The sequence below is a fragment of the Neobacillus solisequens genome, from assembly GCF_051233465.1.
In the GTDB taxonomy this organism is placed as follows: domain Bacteria; phylum Bacillota; class Bacilli; order Bacillales; family Cytobacillaceae; genus Neobacillus.
Genome location: NZ_JBKFGJ010000018.1, coordinates 32,493 through 48,450 on the forward strand (window position 1 = coordinate 32,493; position 15,958 = coordinate 48,450).

At 30.6% G+C, this 15,958-nt stretch carries 11 protein-coding genes; 8 read left to right on the forward strand and 3 right to left on the reverse strand.

The features are described 5' to 3' along the window. Positions 1-34 precede the first annotated feature (34 nt). Positions 35-1,282, reverse strand: a complete 1,248-nt coding sequence (locus tag ACI3K6_RS16820; protein WP_435555737.1) for a phospholipase D-like domain-containing protein — start codon at positions 1,280-1,282, stop codon at positions 35-37. Between the two features lie 118 nt (positions 1,283-1,400). Between ACI3K6_RS16820 and ACI3K6_RS16825 the strand changes: the two genes are divergently transcribed. Further along, positions 1,401-2,240, forward strand: a complete 840-nt coding sequence (locus tag ACI3K6_RS16825) for an HNH endonuclease (RefSeq protein ID WP_435555738.1) — start codon at positions 1,401-1,403, stop codon at positions 2,238-2,240. 172 nt (positions 2,241-2,412) lie between these two features. Further along, complete coding sequence (locus ACI3K6_RS16830; RefSeq protein ID WP_435555739.1) at positions 2,413-2,625, forward strand: hypothetical protein; 213 nt, start codon at positions 2,413-2,415, stop codon at positions 2,623-2,625. 97 nt (positions 2,626-2,722) lie between these two features. Here the strand turns inward: ACI3K6_RS16830 and ACI3K6_RS16835 are convergent, their stop codons facing one another. Further along, on the reverse strand, positions 2,723-3,376 hold the full coding sequence (locus tag ACI3K6_RS16835) for a hypothetical protein (RefSeq protein ID WP_435555740.1): 654 nt from the start codon (positions 3,374-3,376) through the stop codon (positions 2,723-2,725). A gap of 481 nt (positions 3,377-3,857) precedes the next feature. Here ACI3K6_RS16835 and ACI3K6_RS16840 point away from each other — a divergent pair, with 481 nt between their 5' ends. The 5 genes from ACI3K6_RS16840 (at position 3,858) to ACI3K6_RS16860 (ending at position 12,540) form a co-directional block, all read left to right on the forward strand. After that, positions 3,858-4,487 (forward strand): helix-turn-helix domain-containing protein, encoded by a 630-nt coding sequence (locus ACI3K6_RS16840; RefSeq protein WP_435555741.1) that lies wholly within the window; start codon positions 3,858-3,860, stop codon positions 4,485-4,487. A gap of 13 nt (positions 4,488-4,500) precedes the next feature. Beyond that, positions 4,501-6,369 carry a hypothetical protein gene (locus ACI3K6_RS16845; RefSeq protein WP_435555742.1) on the forward strand — a complete coding sequence of 623 codons (1,869 nt, stop codon included), beginning with the start codon at positions 4,501-4,503 and terminating at the stop codon, positions 6,367-6,369. A 243-nt stretch (positions 6,370-6,612) separates the two neighbouring features. After that, complete coding sequence (locus ACI3K6_RS16850) at positions 6,613-7,812, forward strand: NUMOD3 domain-containing DNA-binding protein (protein ID WP_435555743.1); 1,200 nt, start codon at positions 6,613-6,615, stop codon at positions 7,810-7,812. Positions 7,813-8,560: 748 nt separating this feature from the next. Further along, the gene (locus ACI3K6_RS16855; protein ID WP_435555744.1) at positions 8,561-10,294 is read left to right on the forward strand and encodes a LuxR C-terminal-related transcriptional regulator; all 1,734 of its coding nucleotides are present in this window, start codon (positions 8,561-8,563) and stop codon (positions 10,292-10,294) included. Positions 10,295-11,106: 812 nt separating this feature from the next. Then, positions 11,107-12,540, forward strand: coding sequence for a hypothetical protein (locus tag ACI3K6_RS16860; protein ID WP_435555745.1), 1,434 nt, complete (start codon positions 11,107-11,109; stop codon positions 12,538-12,540). Between the two features lie 327 nt (positions 12,541-12,867). Here ACI3K6_RS16860 and ACI3K6_RS16865 read toward each other — a convergent pair whose 3' ends face one another. Next, positions 12,868-13,671: an endonuclease NucS domain-containing protein gene (locus tag ACI3K6_RS16865; RefSeq protein ID WP_435555746.1), complete on the reverse strand. Its 804-nt coding sequence runs from the start codon at positions 13,669-13,671 to the stop codon at positions 12,868-12,870. Positions 13,672-14,003: 332 nt separating this feature from the next. On the opposite strand from ACI3K6_RS16865, the gene ACI3K6_RS16870 reads away from it, so the two are divergent. After that, complete coding sequence (locus ACI3K6_RS16870; protein WP_435555747.1) at positions 14,004-15,914, forward strand: RING finger protein; 1,911 nt, start codon at positions 14,004-14,006, stop codon at positions 15,912-15,914. The last annotated feature ends 44 nt before the right edge of the window (positions 15,915-15,958 follow it).

Genomic DNA, 15,958 nt, shown 5'->3' on the forward strand with positions numbered 1-15,958 from the left:
CAAGATTTTAAAGAAGACAGGGAAAATCACAAACCTATCTAAATTCACCGTAGCCTAACCACTGCATGCTTTTAAAAGCTCTTTCATTACATATTGGAATATCTTCATTGTTTACCCATCCATAAACTTCTTGAATACTACTTCTTCCAAATCTTACAAGTGAGTATTCTGGTTTATAGATACAATTTGTTATTCTCTTGGTATAATCATCTTTACCAAAAAGTAGATAAATAAGTGTATTTTTTATCTTTCCTACGCCATTACTCTCTAAAAAATCATATTGATAACTCATGTTTGGACTTTGCCTAATATGCTCATAAAAGGCCGTTACAATCTTTAACGTGTCTAGTAAGTTCTGTTCGTTTAAACTTTTTATCATCTTTTCCGATGACAAATTGTAGTTAATAATTTGGTAATTATCTACTTCTTCTTGGTAATTTGTGGATGTATCCTTCAGGAACTCTCTTATGTTTTCTTCTACAAAATTCTCCAACTCTTTTCCATACCTTGAGGGAGCTTCCAAATATAATTCTTTATACGCCTTATTTTTCCTTATCCAATTCAAAAATCTATGAATTTCTATTCTTAAGGGTAATTCCTTCTCAGATACTTTTCTTTTACCAATCTTTTTATAAGTAGTTTTGAGTTCATCAAATTTAATTAAATATTCTTGGTAGCGTTTTAATAGTGAAACTTCATACTCCTTAGACTTTGCCTTCTTGTTTTTTGTTATGTTAATGTCATTGGGAGGAGTGACAAGACCAATATCATTGATAACTTGTCTTTCAACTATGGCATGTGTTTGGGCAATTTCATACACTAACGATTTATATTTCTCTAATGCATCATTATCTAAAACTTGTGCTTGTTCCCAGTATTCATAAAAAACCTCTTGTAAACTTTCAAAGGTACTGTCCTCAGAATCGATTGAAATATTCAGTTCTTGATTAGACATTAGCCCGCCATCTGTTAGATTAGAAGAACCTAAAAAGGCTTTGTCGTTACCGAAAATATAAAGTTTTGGATGAAAACTTCTGCTTGTATAGAATCTAACTAATACATTCTTCATCCCTAGTGCTGTTTTTAGACTTGTTGGGTCTGTAGGAAAACCTAACCTTACTATTAGTTTAACAGTACAACCATTTTCAACTAGCTTTTTAAGGAATCGTTCATTTGTAAAGAAAGCAACAGCAATCATCACTTCATTGTTTTTAGCGTATTTTTCCATTTTATGACCAAGAAAGTCTTTTCTTTTATTGGTATTTGAAAAGATATTATCCAAGAGTTTCACCTCGTATCTAATAGATATAGCTATATAATATCATGTGAAAGTATAATGGTAAAAAATAACTTTAAAAAAATTCAGATTTCTAGTTCAATAGAATCAAGGGGGGGATATCATGACTTTTAATCCTAATTTAAAATTGGGTCAAACATTAAATAACAATCAAATATCCGAAGTCTTTAAATGTTCAACGCAAGGTGGCATGAGACGTTCGCATGCAACTAATACTCTTGTAATAATTTCAGACCATACAAAGCTCTATGAAGATAAATGGATAGGAAAAATATTTTATTATACAGGTATGGGAAAGAAAGGGCACCAAAGTCTAACATTTGCCCAAAACAAAACCCTATCTGAATCTAATACTAATGGTGTTGCTGTTCACCTATTTGAAGTGTTACGACCTACTGAATATGTTTATACGGGGCAAGTAGTTCTAGCTGGAGAACCATATCAAGAAGAACAGTTTGATGAGGATAAGAAGCTCAGAAATGTGTGGGTATTCCCATTGGAACTAGCTAACGGTAAAAAGCCTATTAAGATTCCAAAAAAGCTCATTGAGGTCAAAGAGTTAGAGAGAGAAAAACTTGCAAGAAAGTTAAGTGACGAGGAACTCGCAAACAGAGCAAAACATGCAAGTAAAAAAGCTACAAGTAGAACTGTAACAAGTAACAACTTTGAAAGAAATCCCTTCGTTACAGAATATGCTAAGAGATGGTCCAAAGGGGTTTGTCAATTATGTGAGAAGCCAGCTCCATTCAAGAACAGACAAGGTGAACCACATCTGCATACTCACCATATTGAATGGCTTTCCCGTGGTGGAGAAGATAGCATAGAAAATACTGTGGCTCTATGCCCTAATTGCCATGACAGAATGCACATATTAGATTCTCCTGAAGATATTAAGAACTTAAAAGATAAAGTAGCAAAGGGAACTAAAATTTCAATTTATTAAATCAACCGATTTATACCTTTCTTTAAATAGGAGGAACAACCGTGTTTGTTTACAAATCTATTGTTACTTGTTCAAAATGTAAGTCCCTTAAAGGTATGAAAAGGAAATTTTATTTATTGTAGCGTTTGGAAATTTGAAAGCACTTTTTTAAAAAGTCAAAAACGATATATGTATGAATCTCTTAAATCTTTGTTTCCGTACTATCGTCTATACTGTTCGTGAGATTGCCAATAATCAACCTAAGCATCCATTAGGGGTCGATTATAACACCCCATTAATAGAATACACTTTTTATAAGCAATTTTGGAAACCAGCTTTAGACGAAGGAATAGTAGACATTATTGAAACGGATGAAGCGATGGGAAAAAACGATTTAGTTAGCTAATAAAATTATGATTTATCAATGAACTAACAAAAAAACGCTTTAAAGACAAAATTATAATTGGTGGACGCTATCCATAACGAGTAACGTCCATTTTCATTTATAGAAACTTATCTAAGTAGCTTTTGAACTGTTCCCAACCTAAAACGATTGTAACGATAGCAGAAACAAAACCTATGCTAATGATAAGGAAATTCAAGAACTTTACTACAATGTTATTAGATAGCTTGAATTGTGTAGAATATTGAATTACCCCCGTCCAATAAAGTAGGGATATAGGGAGTGTTACGAAGAATTGAACGCCTTCCCTTAACAAGACCAGAGGATTAAGGACATTCCCTTTAATGCTTTCGTGAAGTTCCTTGTATCTTGCAATTTGCATAATCAGTATAGTGTTCACCCAATTAAATTCTTCCGTCAATGAAGATGGATTCCTTAAAGATTGTACCGTATTAACCAATATAGGATAATTCTTAACCATGTACCCACGAAAGGCAGGTTGATAATCAACAAGTCCCGCGTTCAATAATAACCGTTGGGCTTTTGGGGCTTCGCTTATTAACTTAATATGTAGTTCTTTTTCTTTTGGGGTATCATATCTTTTTCCAAGATAATTGTTCATATAATCAACGTAAGTGCCGTTGTAATTGGAAAGGAAATCAATATCTTCAACAACTCTTAGTAAAGCCCTTAGTTCCTTTATTAAGCCAATAATTATTAAAGCTATTACAACTAAAATCATCTTTAAAACCATTTAAATAGACCGCCCCTTGTTCTAAGATATGCTAATACAATTATACTATAAATTGGAAAGGAAGCCATTTTTGAGTTGCTTCTTGATAGTGGGGGTGCTTATCACCAAAACCATGGTTTTGTCTACAGATTTAATGAGAGGCACTTCCACTCCCACACTCGTATGCTATTAGTCTTTGAACTTTCCATTCCAACGCACATTCCTTAATGACAATTTTAAATATGAAATACTAAAGCCCTTTCCAAAGTGAATGGGCTTTTTGGTTATATTTGTTTAGGATTAGATTTCCTAAGGGTTTTTTACAGGACAGATAAGAATAGTCTGATATATCCGCTCAAAATCCAAACCAAAAGCAGTAGCGAATGATATATAAGAATTTGCTTTGTATGTAAGATGTTAACTTGACATACTAATATGTCTGTGGTATAGTATATATACGACATAATAATATGTCAAAAATGAAATGATAGGAGAATTAGGATTGATTGGATTAGAACATATTGTTAAAGAATTTCAGCTTGAGTACAAAGAAGTAGCTAAGACTATTGGTGTATCGTCCCAAACGATACAAGATTGGCTTAAAGGAAGGAGAAAAATTCCAAAACAACGGTTAGAGAGTTTGTCGAAACACTTTGGATTACCAGAATATTATTTTCAAAAAGAACTTACCTATATGGAAAAAGAAGAAATTGCATTGCATTATTTAGAAAGTATCTCAGGGGAAATTGAATTGCCAGTATTTAATGATAAAGATGAAGTGGTTGGTTACTCCAAAAAAAGCATGCTTGAAGATGAAATTCAATATTTAAGGGACAATATTGAAAACAGAAAGAAGAAAAATGATTTCATAAATGAATTAGAAAAATTCCTAGACACTGATGAACTTAAAGAAAATCCCTTTCTATCCAACTCATCAAGTATAGAAACAATTAATAAAACATTAACAATATTGCAGGATGACAATTTATCTAATCACTTGAAGGTGATAGTGGAATTGCTAAGTAATGATAATCAGCTTGGAGGAAAGGTAATCACAAAAATTTCTCCACAATATAGAGATTTTGCAGAGGATTTTTTGAGTTTATTAGAAAAGCATAAAATAAGAAAGTGAAGGGTTGTTATAGATGAAATTAATGTTAGACAAATTAGAATTTACAAGGAAGCCAGATAGTACAGAGGTAAAAGGGGTAAATACAAGAATTATTAAAAATCCTGTAGATATTGATATAAAAGAACTGGCAAAAGAAGTTATAAGGGGCAAAACATTTACTCCCGCTTACTTTAAAGTGAAAAATGGAGAGATACATAGAAGAAAGGAATATTGGTATTCTCAGGAAGTTATTGCATTAGATTTTGACGATGGAATGACATTAGATAAGGCATTGGAGGAATTTAAATCGTCAGGATGTTTTATATACACTACTTTCTCACATACAGAGGAAAAACATAAGTTTCGAGTAGTTTTTGTTTTGGATAGACCAATTTATAAAATGTATGATTTTGAAAGAATAATTAATGGGTTATTGACGAAGTATCCCCAAGCGGATGGTCATTGTAAAGACTGCAATCGTTTATTCTTTGGTGGTAAAGAACTATATGAAATAAACTATAACAATCGGTTAAAAGTGGATGATTTCTTAAATCTAAGTCCAGATAGTTTTAGCAGGACAGATAAGAATCTTCCCATATATCCTGCCAAAAACCTAAAACAGCCTAAAAGTAGTAAAAATGATGGATATTGTAATAAAGCTAATAATATACATCTAATTCAACAAAGAAACATAAATGAGTTACAAAAGAGGATTCCTACAGAACATATAGTGATACATAATAACTTCGAGGTTTCTAACTACCTAAAAAGGCAAGACTTACGGGAATACTTAGGAATCACAACATTAGGAAATTTTATCGATATTTTTCATGATGAAAATAATCCAAGTGCTTCAATTTATGAATCAAACAAAGGAAATGGTCATCAATTGTATAAATGTCATTCGACTAGTTCTGAGTTTACAGGAACTATTTTCGAGATTACTGAGCGTTTATTAGGTTGCCCTAGAATAGAAGCCAAAAATTTTCTAATGGATTTATACGAAGTTGAAATAATCGAAAGTGACCAACAAAAAGCTTTAAAAGAAGAACTTGATTTGTATAAGGAGATTCTACAATCGGATGATATAGAGGAAATGTATCCAAACTTTTATAAGGTTTTTAATCGATACGGTTATTTGAAAGACATGTACATATTATTGGATTTGATGAAAGAATATTTGCCAGCAGGAGATGACAAAAGATTATTGTTTAACCATTCAATTGAAACTATATCTAAGAAGTTTGGAAGAAGTAAAAGTGTTACACATACAAGAATGAACTTTTTGACCTTTTTTGAATTTCTTTCAAAACTGGATAAAGAAGTGATTCCTAAGGAATTATATGAAATCCAATTGGCTTCAAAAAGAAAGAAAGGTCATAAGTATATAAATTCGACTTACGAAATTCAGATATATAGTTTTGACTTCTTTAATACATTGGATAAAAAGTGTGCATTGTGGATTGAAAAAGGATGTACTACAAAAACCGTAAATTACGAGGGCATACTTAGGAATTTTGGAAGGGAAGAAGCAGATAGAGTTTTTCCTCAAGATAAAGGTAAAGATATTATGGCACTTAATGAGGAAGTTGCATCCATGATTCATAGAACTACTTTAGAATTGATAGAGTCTTATGGTTGGACAACAGAACAAGAGGTTTTAAACAACGTTAAGCTATATTTTAAGGGACAACAGAAATTTAAAGAAAAGCATTTTAAAATCTGTTTCGGTGAGTTATTAGAAGCCTATGACCTAGAAAGACTTAGGTTAAATAAAGAACTTAAAGCGAAGTTGGAAATAGAAGGTAATGGTTATGGTTACATAATAAAACGCAGAGAGTACATAGAAAATATAATGATTGAAGCACCAGAGAGTTACGAAAACGTTGGAATTTTGTATTAATCTTAGGTGATAAACACAAAAACATATACCCAATATGGGTAAACATAAGGTTAATAGAAAGTTTCAAAACATGGAGTAATAAGACTGAAACCCCATATACAATGGGTTTTTCTATATAAAAGGTATTGGTAAATACCTACACGTGAGAATTAATAAAAAAACTCGTCTATTAAAAGGTTTTTACGTAAAAATAGTATAAAAAATTATCTACAGAAAATAGAACTTCTAGGGTGGGATGTATTTATGTATTTTGGCATTATTTATAAAGCAACTAATTTAAGAAATGGGAAAATGTATATTGGTCAAACTACCGACCCGATGGAAGAAAGAAAAAGAAGGCATATATCATCTGTAATTAATGGTGATGATACTGTTTTTTATCGTGCAATAAGGAAGTACGGTGAAGAAAATTTTAATTGGTGCATCATAGGGGAAGCATACTCGAAAGATGAACTCGATGATAAAGAAAGGTTTTGGATAGCTTATTACAATACTTATATTCATGCTAAAAAGAGTCATGGATACAATATGACTCTTGGTGGTGATGGAAGTTTTGGGTTTAAACATACTAATGAATCTAAAGAAAAAATGAGTAAACTGCAGAGAAAACGACTTAGTAATAAAGAAAATCATCCGATGTTTAAAAAACACCATACAGACAGAGCTAGATTTAAAATTAGCAAAGCTAGAAAAGGTGTCTATTGCGGTGAGAATCATCCTTGGTATAACAGAAAGCATACAGAGGAATCAAAACAAAAAATGCGAGAATCAAGTATAGGAATGAATAAAGGTGCGGATAACTATCAATCTAAACCAATTGTTAAACTAACATTAAAAGGGGAATTTGTTGAACGTTTTGAAACTATAAGAGATGGTGCTAAATCTGTAAATGGTAAACATTCTGCAGTTTCAAGATGTTGTAGCGAAAAAGGTAAAAGCTATAAAAAATTTATCTGGATGTATGAAGATGATTACAATGAAAACAATGTTAAAGTAAGGCTGAGGGACTTAAAGATAATTAGAAACCATTCCAGACAAGTAATTCAACTAACCTTAAATGGAGAATTTGTTAAAAAGTGGGACTATATCAAAGAAGCATCGATAGCGTTAGGTGTTAATGATGGAAGCATTGTAATGTGTTGCAAAGGTAAAAGAACAAATGCTTATGGATATATTTGGCTATATGCCGAGGATTATGAAAAATATATAAACGGTGAAATCAAAATTGAACCTAAAAAGCAATCTAATAAAAAAGATGTTATCGCATTAGACAAAGATTATAATTTTATATGTAAATATGTTTCAATGCGACAAGCAAGTATAGAATTAAATGTTGATGGTACGGTTATAGGAAGACATTGTAAAAATGGAGGGAAAAGTGTTTATAAAGGGAAATTTAGATTTATGTTTGAAGAAGATTATCTAATGCAAAATAGGGAATAACTGTTTTCATAAGGGAACGAGGAAATAACCTTCTTTGAAAATTGATGTAGGAATGAGTTACAACTGGATATTAAATTTAATTTAAGATACCAATTTTATTAGTATCTTTTTTTTGTTTTTTATTGGATAAAATTCGATTTTTATCAATTTGGGGTAGACATACCCTATAGAGAGTATATTACTCCCACAGTCTTGTTAAATGTTATCCCAGTGTGATTCTTCTTGAAAATCTGACATTGTGAAGTTTTTAAGAGTAATTTAAATAAACTCTTCAACTACCATGAAGATACAAAACAGTGAAAATCTAAAACTATAATTTAACCTCATGTGACAATATCAATATGACCACAAAAACCTACTTTCATTCTCTTTGGTGCATCGATTATTTTTTCACTGCGTGGATGGCTAACGGGTGTTTGAGTTTAATGAGAATCATGAAAATATAATAAGGTCTTTTTCTTTTTTTCTATATAAGTTAAGTGAGGTTTAGTGAAGTTAAGAGAAGTTAAGTTTATTTGAGTTTGTTTAATTTAATTCACAAATATTTAATTATACTACAAAGTAATCAAATTTGTCTATATTTTTTTCTTGAAAATCGGTGGAAATTTGTGTTATTATGTCCTAAAGTCTTTCTGGGGATATATAATAGGTCATTTTTCATTAAACCAAAGGATTGGTAAACATAGTTATTTAATAGTATCCATAAAGGTAAAGGACGATTAATAGGGGGAAAAGGGGGGGAAGGAAAGTGAAAAATAAGTATCTAGAAAGAATTAACCGACTTTATAAAGATATAATCGTTCCTAATAGAGTTAAGTTTGAACAAGGTAAATGGTATAAAAGAAATGAAAATAATAACGATTGGGTTGAGCTAATAGTATATAAAAGTGGGCAAGTCAGTCTATCGCACTCAAAAGGGACAGCAACATATACATCTCACCTTAGTTTTTTATTAAATACTACTGGTCCATATACGCTTGAGCAATTAGTAGATTATATGTATAACGGAGTATTTCATAAATTTTACGGATGGGTAGAGGGATTTTGGGATAAACAAACTTTATCAATATACTTTGAAAAATTAAAAGAAAATAATGAACCCTTATATGAGGTATCAATCAAAACCAATCATGTTCCTTTCTACAAAGCTACAAGACGCCTTTACAAATGTGAACAGTCATATCGTACTTTCCTCTCGGAAATGGGAGAGAATCCAGATGAAGTGAGTGGTAGTTTTTTAGTAGATAAATATTTACAAGAAGGAAGGGGGATAGAACATAAAATAACAACTTGCTTAAAGCAATTACATGCCCCGTATGAATACTTTGTAAGATTTCCTAGTGGAGCTACACCGGATATATACGATAGGGTGAATCACAGTGTAATTGATATTAAAAGAAGCATTAAGACAAGTATTGATAAGGAAATTAATGTTTATAAGGAAGAGTTTAACAATGTAACCGTTATTTATCTATTAGGAAGTAGAGAATTAATCAAGAATGAAAATGGTGTGAAGAAATTGAGCTTTTATAAATGGCTTAGCTTTCAAGGATTTTTTAGAGATTTAACTGAGCTGAAACAAGAAAGAGTTTTAAGGGAAATAGATAAAATTGTTAAAAGTATCGATGAGGGGCAATTTAATTCTGACCTTCATGACTATCATAGAACTCTTGTACGTGAAATAATTGAATACGATAAAAAAGGCTTGAACAACCCACAGATTTCTGAAAGGGTTGGTATTTCTTATAAATATGTTAATCGTATTTTACAAGGGAAAGTCCTTCAAGAATATAGTGGCGATTATCCAAAGATATATAAAGAAAAACAATTGAGCAACAAAAAGAAAAAAACGGATATAAAGGATGAAGCCATTCAATTATTTTATCAAGGTTTATCAAATAAAGAGATTAGTGATGAACTGAATATCTCCAAAGATATGGTGAATTACTATCTTAGAAATGCTGAGTTAAATTCTAAAGCGTTAATTAATAAAAGAAATGAGAAGATTCATAATTTATTAAAGACCTATACTACTCATGAAACTTTAAATGAGAAATTCAGTTGGATAGCAGATGCTCTTAAGCAAGAATACCCATCTATAACCCAATCAATTATAGATAATTACTATTACAGCCATTTTGTTCGAACGGAAGGAGAAATAAAAATAATAAAGGGGAAGGAAAATCAACAAACATTAGTTATTGAACTTTTTACTTCTGGAAAAAGCAGAGAGGAGATAAGCCAGATTCTAGACATTCCGATTACTACCGTAAGAGATTACCTTAGAAAAGCAAAATTAGGGAGGAAAGATATTCTTCTTATTCGTAATGAAAAAATAGAACGATTATTAAAATTAGAATCGCACCAAAAAACATTGAGGATTAAATTTGAAGATATTGCAAGACAACTTAAAGAAGAGTTCCCAGATATTACAGCACGGACTGTACACACTTATTACTATACATATTTTTTAAAAAAGTAGTATTATAGCTAAAAGTCATATATTAACATACTTGAGGTATAGGTAAGTAAATGGAATCGGTAGGAAATGCACAGTCAAGATGAATTTAATAAGACAGTGCATATTATTAAAGACTTTGATAATTCATTGTTAAAAGAATCCAAGCATTATGTTACAGTATGGGAAAAGTTACAGGAATACTACAATATCAAGGTTGGAGAAAAAGAGTGTATTACACTAGCCCCTTAAATGAGGGGTTTTTGTTGTATAAAGGACCGTTTTTATTTGCTGGGAATAAGTTGAAAAGGTATGTTTTGCTTCCACAAATAATCCTATATTTAACACGTATAAAAGGTGAAAAAATATGTTTATAAACAGGATTTGATATATGGTATTGTACGGATAAATATCATGGGAGTATTCTACATATTCCATTGAAGTTTTACGAAAAAATTGATAAAGGTTTGGTCATTTTTGATAATGTAAAGGGGTTGGAACACTACAGGACTACCTTATTGCTCCTATAGCTATTCCAACCACAACAACCATTGTTACAAATATTGTCTTCAAAAAGAAATCTTTCATAAATGGCACTTCCTAGTCTTTTTTCTAGATTATACCGTAAAAAAGGAGATTTGGTAACTTGTCATAAAAAAGTTGAATCAGGCGATATCTGAAGAAACTTATTTAAAATAGCTTTATAATAACAATAAAGATTGACTAGAGAGCTTTAGAATTAATGTTGCAGAGGAAAGTTTATTAACTTATTATAAGCAATTAACCACGACGGACATAACTTATGGTTACTTTTCTAAAAAGGGGATATTACTACAATGGCAAAGATACACGAGCAGTATGTTACAGAATTAGCTATAAAAAGAAAAGGTAAAGTCAAATTAAAAGAAGGCGAATTATATCAAGGAGCAAAGACTCCGATCGTTCACATTTGTGAAATTGGTCATGAATTCAAAATGTCTCCAACTAATATATTATCTAATAAAGGATGCAAAGAGTGTGGTAGAGCAAAGATGTCAAAGGCTCATAGCCACACACACGAAGAGTATCTAAAGATAATGTCAGAAAAGTTCAATGATACAATTATCGTTCATGGAAGATACATTAATAACACTTCTCCTTTAAAACATGAGTGCGTTACTTGTGGGTTTGAGTGGGAAACAACTCCTGCTATCCTGCTAAGAAAGAATAGTAAAGGTTGTAAAGAGTGTGATAAAAGAAGTAAAACAAAGTCACATGAACAATATGAATCTGAAGTAAAAGAAATTTGGGGAGATGAAATATCTCTACTTACAAAATATATAAATGTATCTACTAAAATATCCTTTAAACACAATTTATGTGGACAGGTTTGGGAGACAACTCCAAGACAAGGATTAAAGGGATGCAAGTATTGCAACAGGAAGAATATTGGCAGTAGTAAAAGATTTTCTCACGATGAATATGTAGAGAAACTTAACGAGAGATACAACGGAGATATCAAGGTTCTTGAGCCATACAAGAATTTTAAAGAGGCTATTCTTCATAGACATAAAACATGTGGACACGAATGGAGTATTATGCCACAGACTCTCATGAGCAAGAATGAAGGTAACATTGGGTGTGCAAAGTGTGGTCATGAAATGGCAGGTAAATCGAGGGCAGTGACACATGACGAACATGTTAGAAGAGTTAATGAAGTTCATAGAGGAGAAATAGAAGTACTCGGAACTTACACTCATGTTGATTGCGAAATTGAATATAAACATAAGAAATGTGGACACACATGGTATACAATGCCAAGGGTAATAACAGATGGAAGTGGTTGCCCTAAGTGTAACAACTGCTTTTCAAAAGGAGAACAAAGAGTTTGGGATTGGTTGAAAGCAAACTCATTGAACCATAAGAGACAGCATCTTATGGATGGATGCAAAGATGAAATAGCATTGTCTTTTGATTTTGGAGTATTCGTTAACGGTGAAACCATCTTAATTGAATTCGATGGAAAACAACACTTTGAACCAATTGATTACTTTGGGGGAGAAGAAAGATTTAAACTCCAAGTTAGACATGACAAAATCAAAAACAAGTACTGTGAAAAACACACAGTAAAGCTTATCAGAATTAAATACACAGAGTTTGACAATATCGAGTCTATTTTGGAAAAAGAATTGTTAGGAAAATCAAACACAAGTGAAGTAATCACGTTTTATCCACAAGCATATTATACAGAGGAAGCGTTTAACTTATTACTGTCTAGCTTCTTCTCCTAATAAGAAAGATTTAATTTAAAATAGGCTATTGCTAGGTAAAAGGATAAATAAACATATAAAAATAGGATTAACTGATTGACTATTGTTAACCATAGTCAATCTTTTTTATACAATAACCTTAATTAGTTAAAGTGTTAAAGTGATATATCCCCACAGTACTGTTAATGTTTAAGACGTATGAAACGATGCTAGGAAACCGCTATATAAAGGCATTTCTATCGTGTGCAACCATACGGAGCGATATTAAAAAAAACACCATTGCAACCCTTTGTTAAGCAGTTTTGTATACATTTCTTATTGTTTTCGATACATAAAAGATAGGTGCAATTACATAAATACTTCTTTAATTGCTTCTTTAAATGCTTCATCAATAAGAGGTTTGACATATTCCAAACTCTTTACATGTTTTAATTTAATATCAATTTGATTAGGCTCTTTGTCCTTTTTATTTGCATCCTGTAAAATCTTATCTTTGTAGCGGTATAATTCGGGAATTGTATTTTTGTATTTATCGTATACGGAATCACGGTTTCCATTTGGGAAATGAAAAAGCAATCGGTTTCCAATAGTTGATATTGATAGAAATTTCTCGTTACAATGCACAACTTGAAACATGATTCCATCTGAAATATTACAGATAATTGGTGTGTCTACAGTATGTAATTTTTTAGCAACATATTCATAGATTTCATTTGCAATAGTTCCTTGTTTATTTAATTTTTTGATAACATTTGCAATTGTTCGATAAGCAGAATTTCCTTTAGGTATTTCAACTACATTTTCTAAATGTACTTCTATGTCCTTTTTATTGAAATTCTTATACTCTATTTGTAGTTCTTGTAATTTTAATTGATAAATATCTTTTATTGGATAGTTAGCGATTAGCATGAATCTTGAATATTCATTTCCTACCAATGTTCTATATTCCAAAATTTGTGCAATAGCTTTATCGTCTACTACTTCTTTTACTTCGATATAAAGCTTTTCTCCGTGTAGGTCTTTAAATAAAATATCACATCTCATCCTTATAGGAATTACCGATTCTCTCTCAATTAGGGTTAGTCCTTCTTCAATTAAGTCATGCCTAATTAGTAATTTATTTTGTAGAACAATTTCCTCATTTTGAATCATGGTATCTACTCCTGATTATTTATTTAGAATAATCATAACATTCGTTATCCTAAAAGGTTTAAAATTGTTCAATAAAAGAGAAGTTTTATCAAAAAAATAGTATTCTGTCCCCACGACCGTGTTAAATATCAATTACGTGTGATTCTATTGTAAAACATGTCAATTAAGGTGATTTTACGTGTGAATTATTCAACTAAAAGTAGTTTAGTTCAAGAAGGACAACTAAGGATAATTGTGGAAAAATATAATATAGGGAATTTTTATAGACTTGATAATACCACACTGACAATGAAATTCTCTAAAATTTTATTCATATTAATAGGAGGAACAGGATGGATAATAATGTTAAAAAAATCGATAATATAAAATACCAAGTAAAACAATTGATACAAGATAATTTATATAGGGAAGTTACACCAGAAACAAAACATAATATTTCAGGTATATATATGATTTATATAGACAATTTCACTTCTGAGAAAATTGTTCCGATTTATATAGGACAAGCAAAAGATATACAAAGAAGATATAAACAACATTTTAGTGAAATTCTTGCTTTAAATAGGCTTTCTTATGATGAGTATCATAAATATTTCTTTTCAAGAACATCATCCTTCTATGACGGGAAATATAAAGCATGTAAAATTTTTAAATATATGATAGAAAATAATTGTACTCTACAGGACTTCCGTTTGGTTATTTTAGAAGAGGTAGAATTAGAAAACTTAGATAAAAAAGAACAGAAATACTTATTAGATGAAAAAGAACAGGAATACTTTCAAAGATTATTGCCTTCATTTTTTGGATTTAATCAATTAAATTCTCATCTTTATCAACTTAGTTTTCGATTATCAAAATCACAAATGATTAACTCCGAAATAGATGAATATTTGAAAATATTGTTGGAAGATATTAAAGGTATAAAGTCTTATTACGAATATGGATTTACAAGATTTAATTTTGAGTATTCCTTACCTAGAAATATCAACTATCTATTGGAAAAGAAAGAAGAACTAAATTATGACACGCTAATAAAATATTATGAAGTAAAATCAAGTCTTGATGAATTGTTTAAACTATATAATCTTGACGGTGAAATTAGTGAAATTCAAAGGTTGAATGAAATGGAATCCAAAACATTTGAAGATTATAAGATTGCTAAGGCTGTGTATGATGAAGGGTTAAATCAACAAGAAAAAGGAGTAATTCAGAAAATCAAACAAAAGATAGGGGTCTTTGATAAGAAAAATGACAAATTACAAATTGAAAAGAATAATAAATTTGAACTTTTTCTTCATGCTGATATGTTAAGGAAAGAAAGTTTGAAGGAAATGAACCACAAAAGATATAAATTGATATTTCCATCTTATGAATTTGGGTCATTTTCTCTAAAAGACAGGTCGGATAACCTTTCAATAAAAATGAATGAAGATAAGGATTTATTAAATACATGTCATATTAAAATATACATTTCAAATAATGGAAATAGCAGAAGTGAATTTATTAGAAAAGACCCGAATATTATTAGGATTGACTATTGTTTTATTGATAATGAAGGAAAGAAATTAGAAAAAAAGTATTATATCAAGAATGAAACAACAAAAAATTGTCAGTCTCAAATGGAGTATATTGAGAAAGATTTTATGTTTCCATTTAATGCACAAAGGTTTAACATTTCTTGCGTAATTGATAATGAAATTGATAACTCTTTTATTTCTACAAAAGCTGAATATAAGCATGGGATTAATGATTATACAATTAAAGGTAAAAAATTGATTAAATTATCGGCTGTTTTGGATGAAATTCAGCAATTAACCGATGAAGAAACTCAATTTAATATTGTTCCTTCAGAATCCTATAACTGTTTAAAAATGTGCATGATAAATGAAGGATTAAAAAATAATCCATTTGTAGAAAAACTAGCTACAAATAAATTATCTAAAATTAAGAAGCGTAAAAAATCTAAAGATGCTAAGAAAGTAGTAGATAAGCCATCCGAGGACAAAGTTGATAGCAAAGTTAAAAGGGCAGAGACTTTTAAACAGAAGGTTTTAATAAAGTCTAATAATAATGTTGATGTATTAAATTACGTTTCAAGTAGGGAAAAAGCAACCGCACATTGTACGAGTTGTGGGCATAAGTGGGAAATACGAAGTGACCATTTATTAGCAAGACCTTATTGCCCGCTCTGTAGAAAAATGACTACAGATAATTTAAAAGAAAGGTTGGACACGCTCTTTTAAACACATGTCAAGTACAGAAGATTGGTTATCTATAAGAAAACATA

Coding starts and splice junctions, on each gene's coding strand:
- ACI3K6_RS16825 (WP_435555738.1), top strand. CDS start 1,401: ATGACTTTTAATCCTAATTTAAAATTGGGTCAAACATTAAATAACAAT.
- ACI3K6_RS16830 (WP_435555739.1), top strand. CDS start 2,413: ATGAATCTCTTAAATCTTTGTTTCCGTACTATCGTCTATACTGTTCGT.
- ACI3K6_RS16835 (WP_435555740.1), bottom strand. CDS start 3,376: ATGGTTTTAAAGATGATTTTAGTTGTAATAGCTTTAATAATTATTGGC.
- ACI3K6_RS16845 (WP_435555742.1), top strand. CDS start 4,501: ATGAAATTAATGTTAGACAAATTAGAATTTACAAGGAAGCCAGATAGT.
- ACI3K6_RS16850 (WP_435555743.1), top strand. CDS start 6,613: ATGTATTTTGGCATTATTTATAAAGCAACTAATTTAAGAAATGGGAAA.
- ACI3K6_RS16860 (WP_435555745.1), top strand. CDS start 11,107: ATGGCAAAGATACACGAGCAGTATGTTACAGAATTAGCTATAAAAAGA.
- ACI3K6_RS16865 (WP_435555746.1), bottom strand. CDS start 13,671: ATGATTCAAAATGAGGAAATTGTTCTACAAAATAAATTACTAATTAGG.
- ACI3K6_RS16870 (WP_435555747.1), top strand. CDS start 14,004: ATGGATAATAATGTTAAAAAAATCGATAATATAAAATACCAAGTAAAA.